The organism is Streptomyces coelicoflavus, assembly GCF_003112555.1.
Taxonomy (GTDB): domain Bacteria; phylum Actinomycetota; class Actinomycetes; order Streptomycetales; family Streptomycetaceae; genus Streptomyces; species Streptomyces coelicoflavus.
The window spans coordinates 507,101-524,493 of the sequence record NZ_BEWB01000004.1; the positions used below are offsets into that span (position 1 = coordinate 507,101).

The following is a 17,393-nucleotide window of genomic DNA, read 5'->3' on the forward strand; positions in this document are numbered from 1 at the left end:
GTGAAAGTCCTGCGACCGAATCGCGGAACGGCTGTCCGGGGGATTGCGTGAAAGGGGATCTCCCGGCGCCGAACGGGCAATGCCGCTGCCCTTCAGGGCGCCGGGACACCGGATTCCGGGGCATCGCCGCGCCACCGCGCCCGCACCGCCCGGCCACCGGCCACCGCGAGGGCCGCCACCGCCCCGGCGGCGATCAGCCGTCCGAGCCCGGAGCCGGTCCCGCTCACCGGCACCGCGGCGGCGGCCGCCACGACTCCCGCTCCCGCGCAGGCCGCCAGCGCCTCGACCCACGCACGTGCGGTCCCGCGGCCCCACCGCCACGGCCACGTCTCACTCGTCACCAGGTAGGCGACCAGCAGTACGACCACGCAGCCGGCCTCCCACCAGGCCGGGTCGCCGAACGCCGCGATCACCACCACGCCCGCCGCGAGCAGCGTCGTCCGGTGGCGCAGCAGCCGGGCGGACCAGCCGGCCGCCACCGACGGCCGCCGGTCGAGCGAAGGCGCCGCCCACGCCGCGAAGGCGATCGCGCCGACGAGCGGCACCGCCTGACCCGCCGTGGTCACCGTCGCCCACGGCCGCCACGCCAGCACCACGGCAGCCACCGCGATCACCCGCACCGGCACGGTGCCGATCCAGTACCCCAGGTACTCCCGAAGGCCCACCCGGGACTCCAGCGCCGTCATCCCGCGCGCCCCCTTCCGCCGACCCGCCCCGACCGCAGCGGCGCCAGCGCCAGATCCAACGACTCGCCCGCCGTGTGGCGGAGCACCGGCACCCCGCTGTCCCGCAGGGCGAACCGCATCGCGTCGCGCTCCGCGCGCCACAGCCGCAGGCCCAGCTCGCCCGTCTCGTCCCCGGGTTCGACCTGCGGGTCGCCGCTCGGGATCTCCACGACGACCGGGCGGCGCCCGCGCGCCTGGACGTCCCGCAGCACCGACAGGATCCGTGCGTCGCTGAGCGGGGTGAACACGTACACGAGGGCACCCTCCGGCAGCGCGGGCGGCGGGACCCGCTCCAGCCCGTCACCGCCGAAGGTGCGGTCCTTGCGGACGTCGAGGACGCTCTCGACGATGCGGTAGAACGCCGCGTCCCCGGTGCCCGGCGTCAGCCAGCGGGTGGTGCCGCCGGTCGAGACGACCCCCACCCGGTCATGGGTGCGCAGATAGGCCCGGGTGAGTCCGGCGGCGGCGCGTACCGTCTCGTCCAGGGAGGACAGCCCGGTCACCGGGTCGACGACGTCCCCGAACGCGTCGAGCAGCATCACGGTGTCGGCGGCCCGCTCGGCGGCGAACCGGTGCAGCTGCACGGCGTCGCGCCGGGTCGTCGACGGCCAGTGGATGCGCCGCTGCCGCTCCCCGGGAACCCAGGGCCCCACCCCGATGACCTCGACGCCCTCCCCGGGCTGCGGCGAGGCGTGCTCGCCGAGCCGCTGCGGCAGCCGTACCGGGATCGGGGTGAACCTCGCCTGTGCGGCGTGCGGGAACACCGACACCTCGGGGACCTCGACCCGCACGGTGCGGCGCACGGTGCCGCCCAAGTCGTACACGTCGAGGTCCACCGGGCCGAGCGACCAGCGGCCCCAGGTCGACGCCGTATGACGCAACGTCACCGAGGACCGGCCGACGGCCACCTCGTCGAGGCGCAGGCCGGGACCGAGCGTGACGCCCGGGTCGAGGCGTACGGCGTCGCCGTCGTGGGCCACCTCGACGCGGACGGTGACCGTGTCACCCTCGAAGCAGCGCCTCGGCTCGACGGTCACCGACGTCTCGACGCGGCGGGCGGGGGTGCGGGGCAGCGCCAGCGCGAGCAGGACCAGCGGCGCCGCCGCGAGCGCGAGCAGCCAGCCCCGGCCGGTGAGCAGGGCGGCGGCCAGCGCCACGGCGGCCACGGTCAGCAGGCGCAGCGTCCGCTCGCCCGGACGCGGACCTCCGGGCGGCCGGGGCGGCGGGGGCGCCGGCGCGGTGCGGCCCTCCAGGGCGCGGTCCACCAGCGCGTCCGGCCGGGGCCCCGCGGCCGGTACCGCGTCCGGTACCGCGTCCGGTGCGGACGGAGTCACGACGGCACCGCGGACGTACGCCGCGTCGTCGGCGTACCGACGCTGTCGACCAGCTCGCGCAGCACGTCGTCCGTGGACAGCTCGCGCACCCACAACTCGGGCCGCAGCGACACCCGGTGGGCCAGCGCGGGCACCGCGAGGTCCTTGATGTCCTCCGGGACGACGTAGTCGCGGCCGTCCAGCACGGCGCGGGCGCGGGCGAGCTGGACCAGGGCGAGTCCGCCGCGCGGCGAGGAGCCGATGCTGATCTGGGGGTGGCCGCGGGTCGCGCCGACGAGCGCGACGGCGTACTCCAGCAGGTCGTCGTCGATCTCCACCCCCTCGACGACCGCCCGCCACGCCAGCACGTCCTCCGGCCCCGCCAGCCTTTCGAGTACGGCCTCGGGCGCGGCCCGGTCGATGCGGGCCCGCAGCATCGCCAGCTCCTCCGGGGCGGTCAGGTACCCCATCCGCACCCGCAGCTGGAACCGGTCGAGCTGGGCCTCGGGCAGCGAGTAGGTGCCCTCGTACTCCACCGGGTTGGCGGTCGCGATCACCAGGAACGGGTCGGCGAGCGGCCGGGTCTCGCCGTCCACGGTCACCTGCGACTCGGCCATCGCCTCCAGCAGCGCGGCCTGCGTCTTGGGCGGCGTCCGGTTGATCTCGTCGGCGAGCAGGAGGTGGGTGAAGACCGGGCCCGGGTGGAACACCATCTCGCCGGTGCGCTGGTCGTACAGCGGCGTCCCGGTGACGTCGGAGGGCAGCAGGTCGGGGGTGAACTGGATGCGGCGGAAGTCCAGACCGAGCGTGGTGGCGAAGGAGCGGGCGAGGAGCGTCTTGCCGAGACCGGGCAGGTCCTCGACGAGGACGTGGCCGCCCGCCAGCACGGCCAGCATCACCTGCTCGAGGGCGTCCTGCTTGCCGACGACGGCACGGCCGATCTCGCGCAGTACGGCACCGGCCTGCTCGCCGACCTGCTCGGCGGTGCGGAGCGGGGGCGTGGAGGTAGTCGTCACTTCGCTTGGTCCTTACCGGTACGGGGAGTGCGGGTGCGGGTACGGGTACGGCTGCTGGTGCGGGCCGGCGCGTGGTCGTGGTCGCGGTCGCTGTCGCGGGGTGCGCCGAGGGCTTCGAGGCGGTCGACGAGGCGGCGCAGTACGTCGGCGGGCACCTCGCCCTCGGGCCCGGTGTCCGGCGGTACGGGGCCCAGCCACGGCCACAGTTCGGGGCCGATCAACTCGGCGGCCCGCTCGGGCTGGTGTTCCAGGGACACGTGGTGGTGCTCGGCGAGCGCGGCGGCGTACAGGCGCCGCAGTTCGATCCGGAGCACCGCGCGGTAGTACAGGGCGCCGTCGGGTCCGGTGGAGGTCTTCACGTTGCGCCGCCACTCGCCCATGCCCGGGGCCCGGGTCCGCAACAGCCGCACCTCGTCCCGGTACGCGGAGTCGACCGCGTCCGCCCCGGTGACGTACCGGGCGACGAGCACGGCCACGGCGACGATCAGCGCCACCAGCGCACCGGCGGCCTCGGGGCCGTCGAGGAGCAGGACGAGCAGCAGGCCCGAGCCGGCGACCGCGCCGCCCAGCAGTCCGAGCCGGGACAGCGTCAGCATGTCCTGCCCCGGACCGTCCTCCAGGAACCGGTTCACCGCTCGGCCTCCCCGTCCCGGACCGGGTCGGGTGCCCGGTCCCCGAGCAGGGACGCGATCTCCTCCAGCGCGGCGGCCGCGGCCGCCCGGTGCGCGCCGTCCATCGGGTGCGAGGAGTAACGGGCCTCGCGGAAGAGGGCGGTGAGGCGCGGCCCGGCCGGGCCCGGGGCGAAGCCCGCGTCGGCGGCGCGGGTGAGCAGGTCGGCCGGGCTGTCGGAGGCCTGTCTCCGCACACCGGACGCGGCGAGGGCGTCCTCCATCGCGGCGTAACAGGCGATGACGGCGGCCCGGGCGTCGTCGTCGGTGCCGGCCAGGGCACGGCGGCCCGAGTGCACGGCGGACAGCAGCAGTCGCGCGTCGTCGTCCTGCGGCGCCGTGCTCCGCAACGGGCCCGGACGGTACGGCAGGCTCAGCCGGTACCTGCGCAGCCGCCGTACGACGGCCACCACGACGAGCACGACGACGACCGCGGCCAGCACGACGAGCACGAGATGCAGCGGCAGGGAGGAGTGGTCCCCCGGACCGGGCGGGCGCTCCTGGGGCGGGGGAGTGGCGAACGTCGGCTCGGGGACCGGCTCCGTCGCCAGGGGCGGCGGCGGGCCGGGCGTGCCGTCGCCGGTGGAGAACCGGTGCAGGACCAGGGCCAGTACGCCGATGACGGCCGTCGCGGAGAGCAGCAGCGGCGCGGCGGCCTCCCGCAGCCTCTCCTGGACCGGCGGCAGCTCCATGCGCTCGGCGCCGAACCGGGGGCGAAGGCGCCGGACGGCCGTCCAGACCCCGATCGTCCAGACGGCGGACGCCCCGATCGCGACGATGCCCCACTGGCCGAGCGGCCCCCGGCCCGAGTGCAGCAGCTCCTCCGCGGGCCGCAGCGCGAGCGCGGCGACCGCCAGGGCGCCGACGACTCCGACGGCGACCACCGCCCCCGGCGCCGCGCGGTGTCCGGTCCGCCCGCCCCGATCCATGCCGTTCGCTCCCCCCGTCGAACCCCTCGAAGCCGTCGCCCCGTCGAAGCCGTTGCCCCCGAACGCCTGTTCAGCGCCATCTTGGCACATGCCGTACCGGCCTCCCCAGGGCAGCGCCACCGCGCCCGAGGCGGCCGAGCGCGGGCGCTCCCGGCGTCGGCCCGTGCCGATCAGCCCCGGTAGCGGGCGCGGCCCGCGGCGGCGGCCACCGTCAGCGGGACGGTGAGCACCGCCGCGGTGAGGAACAGGCCGTGGTAGGCGTGGTGTTCCGCGGGACCGGCGGCGAGGGCGCTGGCCAGGGCGCTGCCGACGTAGAGGGCCACCCCGAACATCGCGACCCCGGTCGCACGGGCCGCCGGGGACAGCGCGGTGGCCCAGGACTGGATCGTGGAGTGCATGAATGACCAGCCGCCGCCGAGCAGCAGGGCGCACACCACCAGCGCGGGCACCGACCGGTCGGCCGCGGCACAGCCGAACGCCACCGTCATCTGCACCCCGCCGGCCACGATCAGCCGGACCGGCGTCCACCGCCCGACCAGCCGCTTGACCAGCTGCGCCGCGGCCATCGAGCCCACGCCGTACAGCGCGGTCACCGCACCGGCCAGGGCGGCCGAGGCGCCCTGGGCCTCCAGCGCAGGCGCGATGTACGTGAGGAAGCCCAGCAGCACGGCGCCCTCGAACAGCGCGACGGCCATGACGTACCACTGCCAGCGGGAGCGCAGGACGATCGCGAAGGGGGCGAAGAGCGCGCCGGGTTCCGCGCGGGGCGGTTCCGGCAGCCGGCGCAGGGCGACGACCAGGTAGGCGGCGATCAGGCCCGGCAGGGCGAAGACCACGCGCCAGCTCGCGTAGTGGGCCAGTACCCCGGCGACGACGGTGGCCACGGCGGTGCCCAGCGCGAAGGCCGTCATCAGCTCGCTGAGCGGCCGCTGGCGGACCGCGGCGGGCACCGTGTCGCCGACGTAGGTGATGGACGCGGCGATGGACGCGGCGAAGCACGCCCCCGCCACGACGCGCGCCACGATCAGCACCGTCGCGCCGGGCGCGAGCACCGAGGCGAGCGCGGCGACGGCGGCCCCGGCCAGGGAGATCCGCATGACCCGCACCCGGCCCAGCCGGTCGCTGGCCAGTCCCCAGACCGGCTGCATCAGGCCGTAGGCGAGGAAGTAGCCGCTGGCGGCGAGCATGACCGTGGTCAGCGGGACGCCGAGCCGGGTGCCGATGACCAGCAGCATGGGGGTGATGCAGAACCGGTCGAAGTTGCTGACGAATCCGGCCGTGCGCAGCAGTCGCAGGGTGGCCGCGGGCATGGGCGTCGCCGGAGGCACGGCGGCCGGGTCGGCCGGGTCGGCGGGGTCGGCGGGAGGCGGTGCGGAGGTGGTCGGTGACGAGTCGGCCGGGTCCATGAAAGTGCTCCTCGAGTGGTGTTCGCCGGACGGTCCGACCGGCCTGTCCAGCTCATCACCGCGGCCGGCCCGCCCGGCCCCGCAGCCGATTACCCTTGCTCACAGCCTGGGGCGCGGTGCGTCGCGCCGGCCCGGGCCGGTGGCGCGGGGAGAACCGAGGAGGACCGAGGACGTGAACGGCGGGGGAGCCGGCGACCCGCGGCGCGAGCTGGGAGCCTTCCTGCGCTCCCGCCGGGAGCGGCTCGGGCCGGCCGACGTGGGGCTGCCCGGCTCACCGCGACGGCGCACCCCGGGACTGCGGCGCGAGGAGGTCGCCGAGCTGGCCGGCGTCAGCGCGTCCTGGTACGCCTGGCTGGAGCAGGGCCGGGTCCGTACGTCGGAGCAGGTGCTGCGGTCGTTGGCGCGAGCCCTGCGGCTGAACGCCGACGAAACCGCGCACGTGCTGTCCTTCGTCGAACGGGCCGCGCCGGCCGGGCCGCCGCCGGGATGGGTGTCGCCGAACCTGCTGTCGCTGGTGGAGTCGCTGGCACCGCATCCGGCCGCGGTGCTCGACCCGCACTGGGACCTGCTGGCCTGGAACGCGGGCTACTCGGGGCTGCTGACCGACCTGGCACGGCTCGCGCCCAAGCAGCGCAACCTGCTGTGGCTGGTGTTCCGCTGGCCGCCCGCCCGTACGCTGCTGGCCAGTTGGGAGTCCGAGGCGCGGAGTCTGCTCGGCCAGTTCCGGGCGAAGGCGGCCCGGCACCCGCAGGACGGCCGGTACGCCGAGATCACCGGGGAACTGCTGCACGACCCGGACGCCGCCCGCTGGTACGGCCGCCGGGAGACGGCGGCGTTCCACCCCGCCGTCCGCCATTTCCGGCACCCGGTGGCCGGCGATCTCCGCCTGCGGTACGTCAAACTCGCCGCCGTGGACGAGCCCGGCCACCACCTGCTGGCCTACCTGCCCGACGACCGGGCGACGGAGGAGGGGCTGGAGCTGCTCGCCGGGCAGCGGTGACGGCCCGGCCGCGCGGGGGGCGGCTGCCGGGCCGTCGGGTGCACCGGGACGGGCGGCGTCAGGACGTGAGTACGGCCTTGATCACCGACCCGTCGGCGACCGCGTCGAGCGCGTCGGCATGCCGTTCCAGCGGGAACGGCGTCACCAGGCCCGCCAGGCCGAACCGGCCGGTGAGGGCGGGCAGCAGCCGCACGTACTCGACGAGATGGGCACCGGTGAAGGCCCAGGAACCGACCACGTCGAGTTGCCGGTGGACGATCTGGTGCGGGTTGAGCGTGGTGTCCCCGGCGTCGGTGTACTGGCCGATGACGAGGTAACTGCCGCCCCGGCGCGCCAGGCCCAGGCCCTGGCCGACGGCGGCCGGCACACCGGCGCACTCGATCACCAGGTCTGCGCCGTCCCCGCCGACCGCGGCCCGCGCCCGGCGCAGGACGTCCGCGGGATCGTCGGCACCGGCGATGTCCAGGTGGACGTCACCGATACCGGCGTCGGCGGCCCGCTCCAGCCGGCCGGCCGGGCCGCCGACGATCACCACCTTGGCGGCCCCGGCCAGCTGCGCGAAGGCGGCGGCCGCCAGCCCCACCGGACCGCTGCCCTGCACCACCACGGTCTCGCCGAGCCGCACCGGCCGCCTCTCGTGCAGCGCGTGCGCCACGGTGGGCCCGGCGCAGGCCAGCGACATGGCGGCGAGCGGGTCCGTGCCGTCGGGCACCTTGATCACGGCGGTGCCCGGCTGGAGCACGATGTGGTCGGCCCAGGCCCCGGACAGCTCCGGCCCGTCGGCGAGGGCCCGGTTGACGCCGTAGGTGCGGCGCCGCTCGCACAGGGTCGGCTCGCGGTGCAGCCGGCAGGGCGGGCAGACCCCGCAGGAGATGGAGGACGCCCACATCACCGTGTCACCGGCCGCCAGTGGTGTCCCGGCGGCGTCCCGGTGGGTGCCGGCACCCAGCTCCCGTACGACGCCCAGCCCCTCGTGGCCCAGGACGAGGGGGACCGGGATGTCCAGGTGGCCCTGGCACAGGTGCAGGTCGGTCCCGCAGACACCGCCGTAGCCGCAGGCCACGACCATGCCGCCGGCGGGCGGCCCGGGCAGCGGGAACGTCCGCAGCGACAGCGGCTTGCCGAACTCCTCCAGGACGACGGCGCGTCCGGTGGCGGCGGCCGTCGCGGCGCGGGCGGTCACGACGCCACCGCGCACGGTACCTGGGAGAACGGGGCCGCCAGCGGGCGCAGCGGCGCGGTGTCCCGGCACACCACGTACTCCGGACGGGGCTCGCCCTCCGGCCGCGGAAGGTTCGCGGTGTCGTTGTAGGTGGCGATCAGCAGCCGGCGTGCGAACGGCGACATGTTGGGGGAGGAGCCGTGCACGATCTCCGGGGAGAACAGCACGACGGAGCCGGCGGGACCCTTGGGGCTGGTCATGCCGTGGCGGTCCACGTACTCCGCGAGCTGCCCCGGCGACAGCGATATGTCGTCCGGGTCGAGGTGCTGCTCGGACCTGGCGGACGCCGACCGGCCCTCCCGGACCAGTCCGCGCCGGTGCGAGCCGGGCAGGAAGATGACCGGGCCGTTGAACTCGGTGACGTCGTCCAGGAAGACGCCGATGTTGACCTGGCGCGGGGCGGGCAGACCGTCGGCGATGCGCCACGCCAGGAAGTCCTGGTGCCAGGCCCACTTGTCGCCGCCGAAGGGCGGTTTGGCATTGATCTTGAACTGGTAGACGTAGACGTCGTCGCAGAGCAGTTGACGCACCGGTGCCAGGATCCGCGGGTCGCGGACCAGTCCGGCGTACTCCTGCTGCCGTTGGTGCGAGGAGTAGACGGCGCGGACCTCCGTGCCGCCGTCCTCGGTCACCACCTGCGGCCCGGGGACCTTCGCGTCGCGCTCGAAGGCGGCGCGCAGTGTCTCCACCTCCTGAGCGTCGAGGAGGGATTCGAGCATGAGGAAGCCGCGCTCGTGGTATTCGACGGCCTGTTGCTGGGTCAGTCGCATGCGCTTCTTCTCCTGGTTGGTCGGGGGACGGGGGGACAGGGGACGGGGACGGGGGACAATGCGGAGGTCATCCCATGAAGTGGCCGCCGTCGACGACGAGTTGCTGCCCGCTGACGTAGCCGCTGCGCGCGCTCACCAGGAACTCCAGGGCGTCGGCCATGTCCTCGGCCGTGCCGAGCCTGCCGCGCGGAATGGCGTCCAGGACGGCGCCGAGCCGCTCCGGGTCGTCCAGGCGGTAGCGCTCGGTCACCTCCTCGGTGTCGGTGAACCCGGGCAGCAGGGCGTTGACCCGGACGTGCGGAGCGAGTTCGAGGGCCAGGCACCTGGTGAGCTGGAGCAGGCCCGCCTTGCTCGCGCAGTAGTTGGCGCCGTCGGCGCGCGGCCGGATCGCCGTGGTGGAGGCGACGTTGACGACGCAGCCCCCGCCGGCCTCCACCATCGCGGGGGCCAGTGCGTGGGTCAGGTGGAAGGGACCGGAGAGGTTGGTGGCCAGGACCGTGTCCCAGTCCCGGTCGGTCATCGACAGGAACGGCCGGTCGCGGTTGACACCGGCGTTGTTGACGAGCACGGAGGGTGCCCCGTGGCGGGCGGTGAGCGACGCGCAGACCGCCCGGACCTCCTCCGGCCGGGCCAGGTCGCAGCGCAGCGCCTCGATCCGGCCGTCACCGGCCTTCTCGGTCCGCCGCGCGGCGTCGTCGTCACCGCGGTAGAGGGCGACCACCCGGTGCCCGAGGGCGGCGAGCCGGAGACTCAGGGCTCGTCCGATGCCGCGGGTGCCGCCGCTGACCACGGCGAGGGTCATGACACCTCGGCGACGAGGTCGCCGCGCTTGAGACCCGAGCCCGCGGGTACCTCGGCCGGGTCCGAGCCCAGGCCGGCGACGGCGTTGTGCTCGTCGACGAACACGACGTCGGGAACGAAGGAGGCGGCCTCCTCGTCGGTCATGGCGGCGTAGGCGATGAGGATGACGAGGTCGCCGGGGCTGATGAGCCGGGCCGCGGCTCCGTTGATGCCGAGGACGCCGGTGCCGGCCGGGCCCTCGATGACGTACGTGGACAGCCGGGCGCCGTTGTCGATGTCGACGATGTCGACCTTCTCGCCGGGGAGCAGGCCGGCGGCGTGCATGAGGTCGGAGTCGACGGTGACCGAGCCGACGTAGTGCAGGTCGGCCTGGGTGACGGTGGCGCGGTGGATCTTCGACTTCATCAGGGTGCGGTACATGCGGACTCCTTCACGGGGCGGGGAGATGGACGGAACGGTGCGGGCCGGGGCGGCCGGGTCAGACCGGCCAGGTCGCGTAGCGGCGCATGCCGTACAGCAGGGGCGCGGCCTCGGCGGCCGGGACGTGTGTCTCGGTGTGCAGGACCTCGCCGATCACGATGGTGTGGTCGCCGGCCGGGACCGTCCGCGCGACTCGGCACTCGGCGGTGGCGTGGGAGTCCTGCGGCAGTACCGGCAGTCCGGTGAGGTGCCCGGGCCGCCAGGGGACTGTGGTGAACCGCTCGGCGGCCGGACCGGCGAACGCCTGGGCGGCGCGTCGCCCGCTGCCGTGCAGGAGGTTCACGGTGAAGGCCCCGCGGGCCGCGAGGACGGGCAGGGTGCTTCCGCCGGCTGCCGCGCACACCAGCAACTGCGGCGGATCGAGGGAGACGGAGCACAGTGCGGTGCAGGTGAAGCCGTACGGTGTGCCCCGCGCGTCGGCCGTGGTGACGACGGCGACACCGCCGGGGTGCGAGCCCATCAGGGCCCGGAAGGCGTCGTGCGGCACGGCGTGTTCGTCCCCGGCGTGGGGCGCGGGGGTCATCGAGGCGGTGGTGCTCGCGGGGGTCACCACGAGAAGGTCCGGGCGTCGTAGAGGTTGACGCCGGTCGCGGCCTTTCCGAGGTACTCCAGGCACTCGTGCGGCTTGGCCGGCATCACGTGCGCGAACTGGACCTCGCGGATCAGCCGTTCCAGCGTCTGACCGCGGCTGACGGCGGCCGAGCCGCACAGCCGCAGCGCGTCCTGGGCGAGTCGCGGGCCGGTCTCGCCCACGACGTACTTGGCGGCGTGCACCATGGCGTTGGCCTCCAGGCTGCCGCGTTCCGCGGTGACCAGGTCACCGGCTTCGTGAACGAGGGCGCGGGCGGCCCGCAGACGGGCGGACATCCGGCCCAGTTCCTGCTGCACGACGGGCGAGCCGGCGCGGCCGGGGGCGGCGGTGACACGGTCCACGGTGTGCCGGTAGAGGGCCTCCGCCATGCCCAGGTAGGCGCCGGTGTAGCCGGCGAACATCCAGTGGGGCTCGCGCACCACCTTGAACAGGGACATGCCCTCGACGCCGAGGTAGAGGCGGGAGCGGGGCACCGCCACCTCGTCCAGCGTCATCGGCGCGGTGCTGGTGCCGTACATCGCCGACATGTGCCGCACCGGGCCGAAGCCGACGCCCGGGTCGTCGGCGGCGACGACGAAGTGCGAGACCTCGGCGGTCCCCTCGTCGTCCCCGTCGGCGGCGGCCACGACGTAGTAGTCGGCGGCGCCGGCCAGGGACACGAAGTCCTTCCTGCCGTTGAGGACGTAGTGCGTGCCGTCCTCGGAGCGGCGGTAGCGGGTCCGCATGCCGCGGAGCTTCGCGCCGCGTCCCGCCTCTGAGGTGGCGGAGGCGAACATCTTGCGCCCGTCCACCACCTCGCCCAGCATCCAGGTCCGGAAGGCGTCGGCGGCAGGGGACAGCCGGGTCCCGGCGGCTTCGGCGAGCGCGCCGATCACGACGTGGTGCATGTTGAAGCCGAGGGCCGCGGCGCCGTGGTGCGCGCCGAGTTCGGCCAGCACCCGCCAGTAGTCGCCGAAGCCGAGGCCGGCGCCGCCGGCTTCCCGGGGCACGAGCAGGGCGAGCAGCCCGGACTCGCGCAGGACGCGGTAGGCCTCGTGGCCGTCGTCGTCCGCGGCGTCGGTGCCGGCGGCGAGCGGGGCGATCACGGAGCCGGTGTCCGCGGCGAGTTTGAGGAGATCGTCGAAGTGGGTCGGCAGCGTCATCGAAGTCCTTGGGGGTCGGTGCCAGGCCGGTGGGTGGGTCGTCTGCCGACCGGGTCTCGATCGGTCGGTTCTCGGCCGGTCGGATGCCGGCCGGTCGCGGTGTCGATCGGCCGGTTGACGGGTGAGGGGCCGTCGGCCCGTCAGTTCTCGACGGGCAGCCCGAGTTGCCGTGCCACGGCCACCCGGAGCAGGTCGTTCGGACCGGCGTAGGTGAGGGCCGCCATGGGGCTCGACAGGTCCGCGGCGAGGTCGAAGCCGGGCAGGAAGGCCCGGACTCCGGACAACGCGGTGGCGTGCTCGGTCATCCGCACGTAGTCCTCGGACACGGAGATCTTGGTGAGGGCGGCCTCGGCGGCCAGCTGCCGGGCGGGTGTGCCGGCGTCGAGCCGGGCGGCCATCGCGTAGAGCTGGACGCGGGAGCGGTGCAGCGCCAGGGCCATGTCACTGACGCGTGCGGCGACCTGGTGACTGGCGCCCATGCGCCGGCCGAAGTGGTCCCGTCCGGCGGCCCACTCGACGGTGCGCGTCAGCAGACGGTGCATCGGGCCGAGGGCGTACCCGAGGACGACGGAGCGCTCCCAGGCGGTGGTCGAGGCCATCACCGCCAGCCCGGAACCCTCCTCGCCGAGCAGCGCGCCCGCGGGCAGCCGGGCGCCCTCGAAGACCAGCTCTCCCATCGGCACGGTCGGCAGCGCGGTCTTGGCGAAGGTCTCGCCGCGCCGGACCCCCGGAAGATCGAGGGGGAGGAGGAAGGCGGACAGCGCGAACGGTGAGCGCCCCGGGGCGGTACGGGCGAAGACGATCGCCCGGTCGGCCACGGGCGCCGCGGTGATGAACGTCTTCGCGCCGTCGAGCACGAAGCCGTCGGCGTCGCGCACGGCGCGGGTCTCCATGGAGAACGGGTCGCTGCCGCCCCCGCGTTCGGTCAGCGCGTGGCAGAGCAGGGTCCGGCCGTCCTGGACGTCGGCGACCGCGTCCCAGGCCGCTGCCGGGAGCGTGGCCCGCAGCGGGAACTGCATCCCGAAGACCTGGGAGGCCAGCGCGTAGCACAGGCCCGGGTCGACGCCCGCCAGCCCGATGCCCTCGATCATGGCGAGCGCGCGGGTGACCGGTCCGGGCGCCGCGGCGTCGGGCGGGGCGAGGCGGAGCACACCGAGGTCGGCCATCGCCCTCCACCCGGCGGTGAAGTCCGCGTCCCGGATCCGCTCCGCCACCGGCGCGGCCAGGTCCCGGTGGGCGTCGACGATCTCTTCGGTCTCCGGTGCGCACGAGCGCGGTGCCGCGGTGGTCGTCGCGCTCATGGGCGGCCCTCGACGGCGAGGCTCTCGATCGCGGCCCACAACGCCTTGGGGCTGCGGAAATTGGCGGCGACGATCTCGGTGTCGGGCAGGGTGACGCCGGCCTCCTTGTCGAGCGCCGCGACGATCTCCATGATCGCCAGCGAGTCGACCAGGCCCATCTCGAGGAGCGGGGTGTCGGCGGTCAGGGAGCTCGCGTCCTCGCCGGGGCCCCAGGTGATGCGGCTGCCGATCAGGACGCAGAGTTCTTCGACGCTGTTCATACGGTGACGTCCTCCGGGTGCGCGGGGCCGGCCGTGCCGCTCAGGGCGCGGCGGTCGACCTTTCCGCTGGTGGTGGTGGGCAGGGTGGTGAGCGGTACGACGCGGTCGGGCAGCATCCGCTTGGGCAGTACGCCGCGCAGCGCGGCCAGGACCTCGTGCTCGGTGGCATCCGTCTGCGCGTAGGCCCAGATCTCGACGGTGCGGGAGCCGTCCGGGCCGCGGGGGCCCTCCTTGGCGACGACGGCGGCGGTGCCCACCTGCTTCAGCTCCAGGACGGCGTGTTCCACGTCCATCAGATCGATGCGGTGGCCGCGCCGCTTGACCTGGTGGTCGCGCCGGCCGCGCAGCAGCACCTGTCCGTCGGGCCGCATCCGGCCGAGGTCACCGCTGGCATAGGCGCGGCGGGCGACGCCGTCGCGGAAGACGGCGGTGACGGTGGGGTCTTCGGGCGCCCCGCCGCGCAGGTAGCCCTGGAAGACGACGGGGCCCGCGATGTGGATCTCGCCCTCACCGTCCGTGGGCCGGCCCTCGTCGTCGAGCACGTCGACGTGGACGCCGCCGATGCCCCGGCCGATGGGCAGTTCCCGGCCGGCCGTCCAGTCGGCCGGCACCCGGTAGTAGGTGCAGGCGTTGGTCTCGGTGGGCCCGTACAGGTTGTAGAACGGCACCCCGTCGAACAACCTCAGGTACCGCTCGAGCAGTTCGGGGGCGAACGGCTCCCCGCCGAAGGCCGCGATCCTCAGGGTGGCCGGCGGGGCGTCCGCGACACCGCCCTGCTGGAGCATGGCGTGGTAGAGGGACGGCACGGCCATGAAGGCGGTGACGCGCTGTTCGGTCAGCCACGCGACGACGTCCCGCGGGAAGACCCGCAAGGGGTCCGGCATCAGGACCGTACAGGCTCCCGCGGCGGCGGCGCTGAACAGGTCGAAGGTGGTCAGGTCGAAAGTGAGGGCGGCCTGCGAGCCGATCCGGTCGTCCGGGGTGAGCCCGAACTCCCGCGCGGCCCACAGCGCGTAGTGCGCGACGTTCTCGTGCGAGAGCAGGACGCCCTTGGGCCAGCCGGTGCTGCCGGAGGTGAACAGGATGTAGCCGCCCTGGTCGGTCGGCGGAGGCAGTGGCGCCGGCCGCTCGTCGGGGCCGAGGCAACGCAGCAGGTGCAGGCCGTGGTCGAGGGCCTCCGCGGTGGCCGGCGCGTCGTCGCAGGGGCGGCCGTCGCGGGCGCGGGCGACGGCCCGGCGGGCCCCGGTCAGGGTGCGGTCGACGGTCAGCAGCGCCGACAGACCCGCGTTGCGGATCATCCGGGCGGTTCGCTCCGGTGGGTCCGCGGTGTCCAGCGGTGCGGCCACCGCGCCGGCCCGCAGCACCGCGTACAGGGCGACGACGGTGGCGGGGGACTTGGGCGCGTGGACGCCGATCCGGTCGCCGGGGGCGACGCCGGTGGCGGCCAGCCGGGCGGCCAGCGCGTCGACGGCCCGCTCCAGCCGGGCGTACGTCCAGCTCTCGCCGGCGCCCTCCAAAGCGGTGCGCCCGGGGTGGTCGCGTGCGGCGCGGGCCAGCAGGGCGTCGAGGCGGGGCGTGGTCGTCGCGGTCACCGGCCGGCTCCCGCGGACGGTATCCGATCGGTGTGCGCCGCGTGCGCCGCGTGTGCGGCGTGTGCGGCGTGTGCGGCGGAGGTGGCGGGTTCGGCGAGGAACCCGCGGACGGCGTCGACGACGAGTCCGGGCCGGACCAGATGGGGGTAGTGGTCGCAGCCTTCGGGGACCAGGCGTACGAACGGGCCGTCCACCGCGCGTTCGACCGCGTCGACCTGGGCCAGGGTGCCGTACTCGTCCGCGTCGCCCTGGATCGCCAGCACCGGTGCGGTGACGTCGAGTTCGCCCTCGATGGACCAGTCGCGGAAGGCGGGCGAGAGCCAGACCCCGCTCCAGCGGTCGAACACCCCTCGGGGGTCGTCGTGCACCATGGCCAGCTTCCGGGCGAGCGGACCCGCCGCGTAGGAGGCGCGGGCGTTCTCGATGCCCCGGCGGTTCTCCTCCTCGAAGTACAGGTGCGGGCCCATCCCGACGACGGCCCGTACCGGGTGCGCCGACGCGTGCAGCAGCGCCATGGAGGCGCCGTCGCTGTGGCCGACCAGGACGGGGCGGCGCATGCCCAGCGCGTCGAGCAGTTCCGGCAGCACCTCGTGGGCGTGCTCGTGCATGTAGCGGACGGTGCGGGGGAGCGGGTCGGGTCCGCTGCCGCCGTGGCCGTTGCGGGAGTAGACGAGGGCACGGCGTCCGGTGGCGGCGGCGAGCCGGGCGGGGAATCGTCCCCAGGCCGCGAGGCAGCCGAGTCCGCCGTGCAGAAAGACCAGGGGGGAGAGGTCGGGATCGCCGTCGATGACGACGTGTTCCAAGGGACCGTTGCGCATGGTGATGACCGGCACAGCACAATCCTTCTCAGTGTTTACGGTGGCGGAGCGGGCATTCGGGCAGGGCGAACGGACGGCGCGCCGTGCCGGTATCCGGTGACGCGGCCGAGGCCCCGGCAATGCGCCGGGAAGCCGAACGGAAATAGTTGAGGGAATAACCATCGGGGGTGGGCGGACATCGCGTCCGCGGGACGGCCGGAAGCCGGCGCCTTTGCTCGCCCTTTGGTCGATCTTTGCGCCATGTCGATTGACGGTGCACGTCAATATCGCTGCACAGTAACCCCGTTGCCGTCGAGCGCACGGTCCGCCCGGCGGCACCACGAAGACTAGACGCCGCGCAAGGTGTGGGAGAAATGACGTTACCGAACCACCTATACGCTCAACGAATGAATGTCGAACTGCGTCACCTCCGTTGCTTCCTGGCCGTTGCCGAGGAGGGGGGTTTCACGGCCGCCGCACACCGGCTGCATCTCGCCCAGCCGACCCTGACGCGCAATATCAGGACACTTGAGGAGTCTTTGGGCGTGCGGCTTTTCGAGCGCACCACCCGCAGAACGGAACTCACCGGCAAAGGAGAGGCCCTGCGGGAAGCCGTCGTCCCGCTTCTGCGCCAACTCGACTGCGCGCTGACCGACCTGCGCAACGGGGACACACTGCGCGTCGGGTTCAGCTGGGGACTGCCCGAGGGCCTGTCGCGGCTCGCCGCCCGGTTCACGGAGGCGACCGGCACCGGGGTCGAGTTCATCCGCTGCGACACCCCCCGGGCCGGACTCGACACCGGCCGGGCGGACGTGGCCCTGCTGCGCAGCGCGCCGCTGCCGAAGGGGCTGCGGGGTGTCCTCCTCTACGAGGAGCCGCGCAGTGCGGCCGTCCCCGCCGGCTGGAAGCTGGCCGAGCGCAGCGAACTCGACTGGGCGGAGCTGGCCGGGCTGCCGCTGATCGTCAACATCGTCAGCGGCACCACCTTTCCCGACATGTGGCCGGCCGGCAGCCGGCCCGTGGTCGGCTCCGAGTGCCGCAACTTCGACGAATGGCTGGAGCAGGTCGCCGTGGGCCTCGGCGTGGGCACCGCACCCGTCTCCGCCGCCCGCCGCTACACGCACCCCTCGGTGCGCATCATGCCGCTGACCGGCGCACCCACCGTGCCCGCCTACCTCACCTATCCCTCGCACGGTGCCCACCCCCAGGCCGCCCGCTTCACCGACCACGCCTGGCGCGCCGCCGAGGAGTTGCAGCCCGCCTGACCGGCGGCCGGGACACGGGGCCGCGTCCGCGGCCCCCGAGCGGCGTCTCATCACGATTCGTGATCGTGGCCAGAGCGGACTGCGTCTTGGACGGCCCCACGCCCGGTGCTGGAC

The 17,393-nt window shown here is 74.6% G+C and carries 18 protein-coding genes; 2 read left to right on the plus strand and 16 right to left on the minus strand.

Translation table 11 applies throughout. The features are described from left to right. Positions 1 to 92: 92 nt before the first annotated feature. The 6 genes from Sco07f_RS10580 to Sco07f_RS10605 form a co-directional block, all read right to left on the minus strand. Positions 93 to 686, minus strand: a complete 594-nt coding sequence (locus tag Sco07f_RS10580; RefSeq protein WP_108987664.1) for a hypothetical protein — start codon at positions 684 to 686, stop codon at positions 93 to 95. Beyond that, positions 683 to 2,059, minus strand: coding sequence for a DUF58 domain-containing protein (locus Sco07f_RS10585; RefSeq protein WP_108987665.1), 1,377 nt, complete (start codon positions 2,057 to 2,059; stop codon positions 683 to 685). The genes Sco07f_RS10580 and Sco07f_RS10585 overlap by 4 nt, the downstream gene beginning before the upstream one ends. Continuing rightward, on the minus strand, positions 2,056 to 3,054 hold the full coding sequence (locus tag Sco07f_RS10590) for an AAA family ATPase (RefSeq protein ID WP_054099752.1): 999 nt from the start codon (positions 3,052 to 3,054) through the stop codon (positions 2,056 to 2,058). The genes Sco07f_RS10585 and Sco07f_RS10590 overlap by 4 nt, the downstream gene beginning before the upstream one ends. Then, complete coding sequence (locus Sco07f_RS10595; RefSeq protein ID WP_108987666.1) at positions 3,051 to 3,686, minus strand: hypothetical protein; 636 nt, start codon at positions 3,684 to 3,686, stop codon at positions 3,051 to 3,053. Before Sco07f_RS10595 ends, Sco07f_RS10590 begins: the two co-directional genes overlap by 4 nt. Further along, on the minus strand, positions 3,683 to 4,651 hold the full coding sequence (locus Sco07f_RS10600) for a DUF4129 domain-containing protein (protein WP_244942028.1): 969 nt from the start codon (positions 4,649 to 4,651) through the stop codon (positions 3,683 to 3,685). Before Sco07f_RS10600 ends, Sco07f_RS10595 begins: the two co-directional genes overlap by 4 nt. A gap of 170 nt (positions 4,652 to 4,821) precedes the next feature. Further along, on the minus strand, positions 4,822 to 6,057 hold the full coding sequence (locus Sco07f_RS10605) for an MFS transporter (protein WP_108987668.1): 1,236 nt from the start codon (positions 6,055 to 6,057) through the stop codon (positions 4,822 to 4,824). Between the two features lie 172 nt (positions 6,058 to 6,229). On the opposite strand from Sco07f_RS10605, the gene Sco07f_RS10610 reads away from it, so the two are divergent. Continuing rightward, positions 6,230 to 7,057, plus strand: coding sequence for a helix-turn-helix domain-containing protein (locus Sco07f_RS10610; protein WP_244942029.1), 828 nt, complete (start codon positions 6,230 to 6,232; stop codon positions 7,055 to 7,057). Positions 7,058 to 7,115: 58 nt separating this feature from the next. Here Sco07f_RS10610 and Sco07f_RS10615 read toward each other — a convergent pair whose 3' ends face one another. From Sco07f_RS10615 to Sco07f_RS10660, 10 genes are all read right to left on the minus strand, one after another. Next, positions 7,116 to 8,240 (minus strand): zinc-binding dehydrogenase, encoded by a 1,125-nt coding sequence (locus tag Sco07f_RS10615; protein ID WP_218030731.1) that lies wholly within the window; start codon positions 8,238 to 8,240, stop codon positions 7,116 to 7,118. After that, on the minus strand, positions 8,237 to 9,049 hold the full coding sequence (locus Sco07f_RS10620) for a phytanoyl-CoA dioxygenase family protein (protein WP_108987669.1): 813 nt from the start codon (positions 9,047 to 9,049) through the stop codon (positions 8,237 to 8,239). Before Sco07f_RS10620 ends, Sco07f_RS10615 begins: the two co-directional genes overlap by 4 nt. Positions 9,050 to 9,116: 67 nt before the next feature. Next, on the minus strand, positions 9,117 to 9,851 hold the full coding sequence (locus Sco07f_RS10625) for an SDR family NAD(P)-dependent oxidoreductase (RefSeq protein ID WP_108987670.1): 735 nt from the start codon (positions 9,849 to 9,851) through the stop codon (positions 9,117 to 9,119). Next, the gene (panD, locus tag Sco07f_RS10630; RefSeq protein ID WP_087789120.1) at positions 9,848 to 10,270 is read right to left on the minus strand and encodes an aspartate 1-decarboxylase; all 423 of its coding nucleotides are present in this window, start codon (positions 10,268 to 10,270) and stop codon (positions 9,848 to 9,850) included. The genes Sco07f_RS10625 and panD overlap by 4 nt, the downstream gene beginning before the upstream one ends. Before the next feature lie 58 nt (positions 10,271 to 10,328). Continuing rightward, the gene (locus tag Sco07f_RS10635; RefSeq protein WP_159106939.1) at positions 10,329 to 10,880 is read right to left on the minus strand and encodes a flavin reductase family protein; all 552 of its coding nucleotides are present in this window, start codon (positions 10,878 to 10,880) and stop codon (positions 10,329 to 10,331) included. After that, positions 10,877 to 12,064, minus strand: a complete 1,188-nt coding sequence (locus Sco07f_RS10640; RefSeq protein WP_108987672.1) for an acyl-CoA dehydrogenase family protein — start codon at positions 12,062 to 12,064, stop codon at positions 10,877 to 10,879. Before Sco07f_RS10640 ends, Sco07f_RS10635 begins: the two co-directional genes overlap by 4 nt. A gap of 140 nt (positions 12,065 to 12,204) precedes the next feature. After that, positions 12,205 to 13,365, minus strand: a complete 1,161-nt coding sequence (locus Sco07f_RS10645) for an acyl-CoA dehydrogenase family protein (protein ID WP_108987673.1) — start codon at positions 13,363 to 13,365, stop codon at positions 12,205 to 12,207. After that, positions 13,362 to 13,625 carry an acyl carrier protein gene (locus Sco07f_RS10650; RefSeq protein ID WP_108987674.1) on the minus strand — a complete coding sequence of 88 codons (264 nt, stop codon included), beginning with the start codon at positions 13,623 to 13,625 and terminating at the stop codon, positions 13,362 to 13,364. The genes Sco07f_RS10645 and Sco07f_RS10650 overlap by 4 nt, the downstream gene beginning before the upstream one ends. After that, positions 13,622 to 15,217, minus strand: a complete 1,596-nt coding sequence (locus Sco07f_RS10655) for an amino acid adenylation domain-containing protein (RefSeq protein WP_159106940.1) — start codon at positions 15,215 to 15,217, stop codon at positions 13,622 to 13,624. Before Sco07f_RS10655 ends, Sco07f_RS10650 begins: the two co-directional genes overlap by 4 nt. Next, positions 15,214 to 16,050, minus strand: a complete 837-nt coding sequence (locus tag Sco07f_RS10660; RefSeq protein ID WP_159106941.1) for an alpha/beta fold hydrolase — start codon at positions 16,048 to 16,050, stop codon at positions 15,214 to 15,216. Before Sco07f_RS10660 ends, Sco07f_RS10655 begins: the two co-directional genes overlap by 4 nt. A gap of 371 nt (positions 16,051 to 16,421) precedes the next feature. On the opposite strand from Sco07f_RS10660, the gene Sco07f_RS10665 reads away from it, so the two are divergent. Then, positions 16,422 to 17,279 carry a LysR family transcriptional regulator gene (locus Sco07f_RS10665; protein ID WP_239108937.1) on the plus strand — a complete coding sequence of 286 codons (858 nt, stop codon included), beginning with the start codon at positions 16,422 to 16,424 and terminating at the stop codon, positions 17,277 to 17,279. The last annotated feature ends 114 nt before the right edge of the window (positions 17,280 to 17,393 follow it).

What these genes read in the sequence shown, in the direction of transcription:
- Sco07f_RS10580 (WP_108987664.1), bottom strand. Translation starts at nt 686, where the DNA reads ATGACGGCGCTGGAGTCCCGGGTGGGCCTTCGGGAGTACCTGGGGTAC.
- Sco07f_RS10600 (WP_244942028.1), bottom strand. Translation starts at nt 4,651, where the DNA reads ATGGATCGGGGCGGGCGGACCGGACACCGCGCGGCGCCGGGGGCGGTG.
- Sco07f_RS10605 (WP_108987668.1), bottom strand. Translation starts at nt 6,057, where the DNA reads ATGGACCCGGCCGACTCGTCACCGACCACCTCCGCACCGCCTCCCGCC.
- Sco07f_RS10620 (WP_108987669.1), bottom strand. Translation starts at nt 9,049, where the DNA reads ATGCGACTGACCCAGCAACAGGCCGTCGAATACCACGAGCGCGGCTTC.
- Sco07f_RS10625 (WP_108987670.1), bottom strand. Translation starts at nt 9,851, where the DNA reads ATGACCCTCGCCGTGGTCAGCGGCGGCACCCGCGGCATCGGACGAGCC.
- panD (WP_087789120.1), bottom strand. Translation starts at nt 10,270, where the DNA reads ATGTACCGCACCCTGATGAAGTCGAAGATCCACCGCGCCACCGTCACC.
- Sco07f_RS10640 (WP_108987672.1), bottom strand. Translation starts at nt 12,064, where the DNA reads ATGACGCTGCCGACCCACTTCGACGATCTCCTCAAACTCGCCGCGGAC.
- Sco07f_RS10645 (WP_108987673.1), bottom strand. Translation starts at nt 13,365, where the DNA reads ATGAGCGCGACGACCACCGCGGCACCGCGCTCGTGCGCACCGGAGACC.
- Sco07f_RS10650 (WP_108987674.1), bottom strand. Translation starts at nt 13,625, where the DNA reads ATGAACAGCGTCGAAGAACTCTGCGTCCTGATCGGCAGCCGCATCACC.
- Sco07f_RS10665 (WP_239108937.1), top strand. Translation starts at nt 16,422, where the DNA reads ATGAATGTCGAACTGCGTCACCTCCGTTGCTTCCTGGCCGTTGCCGAG.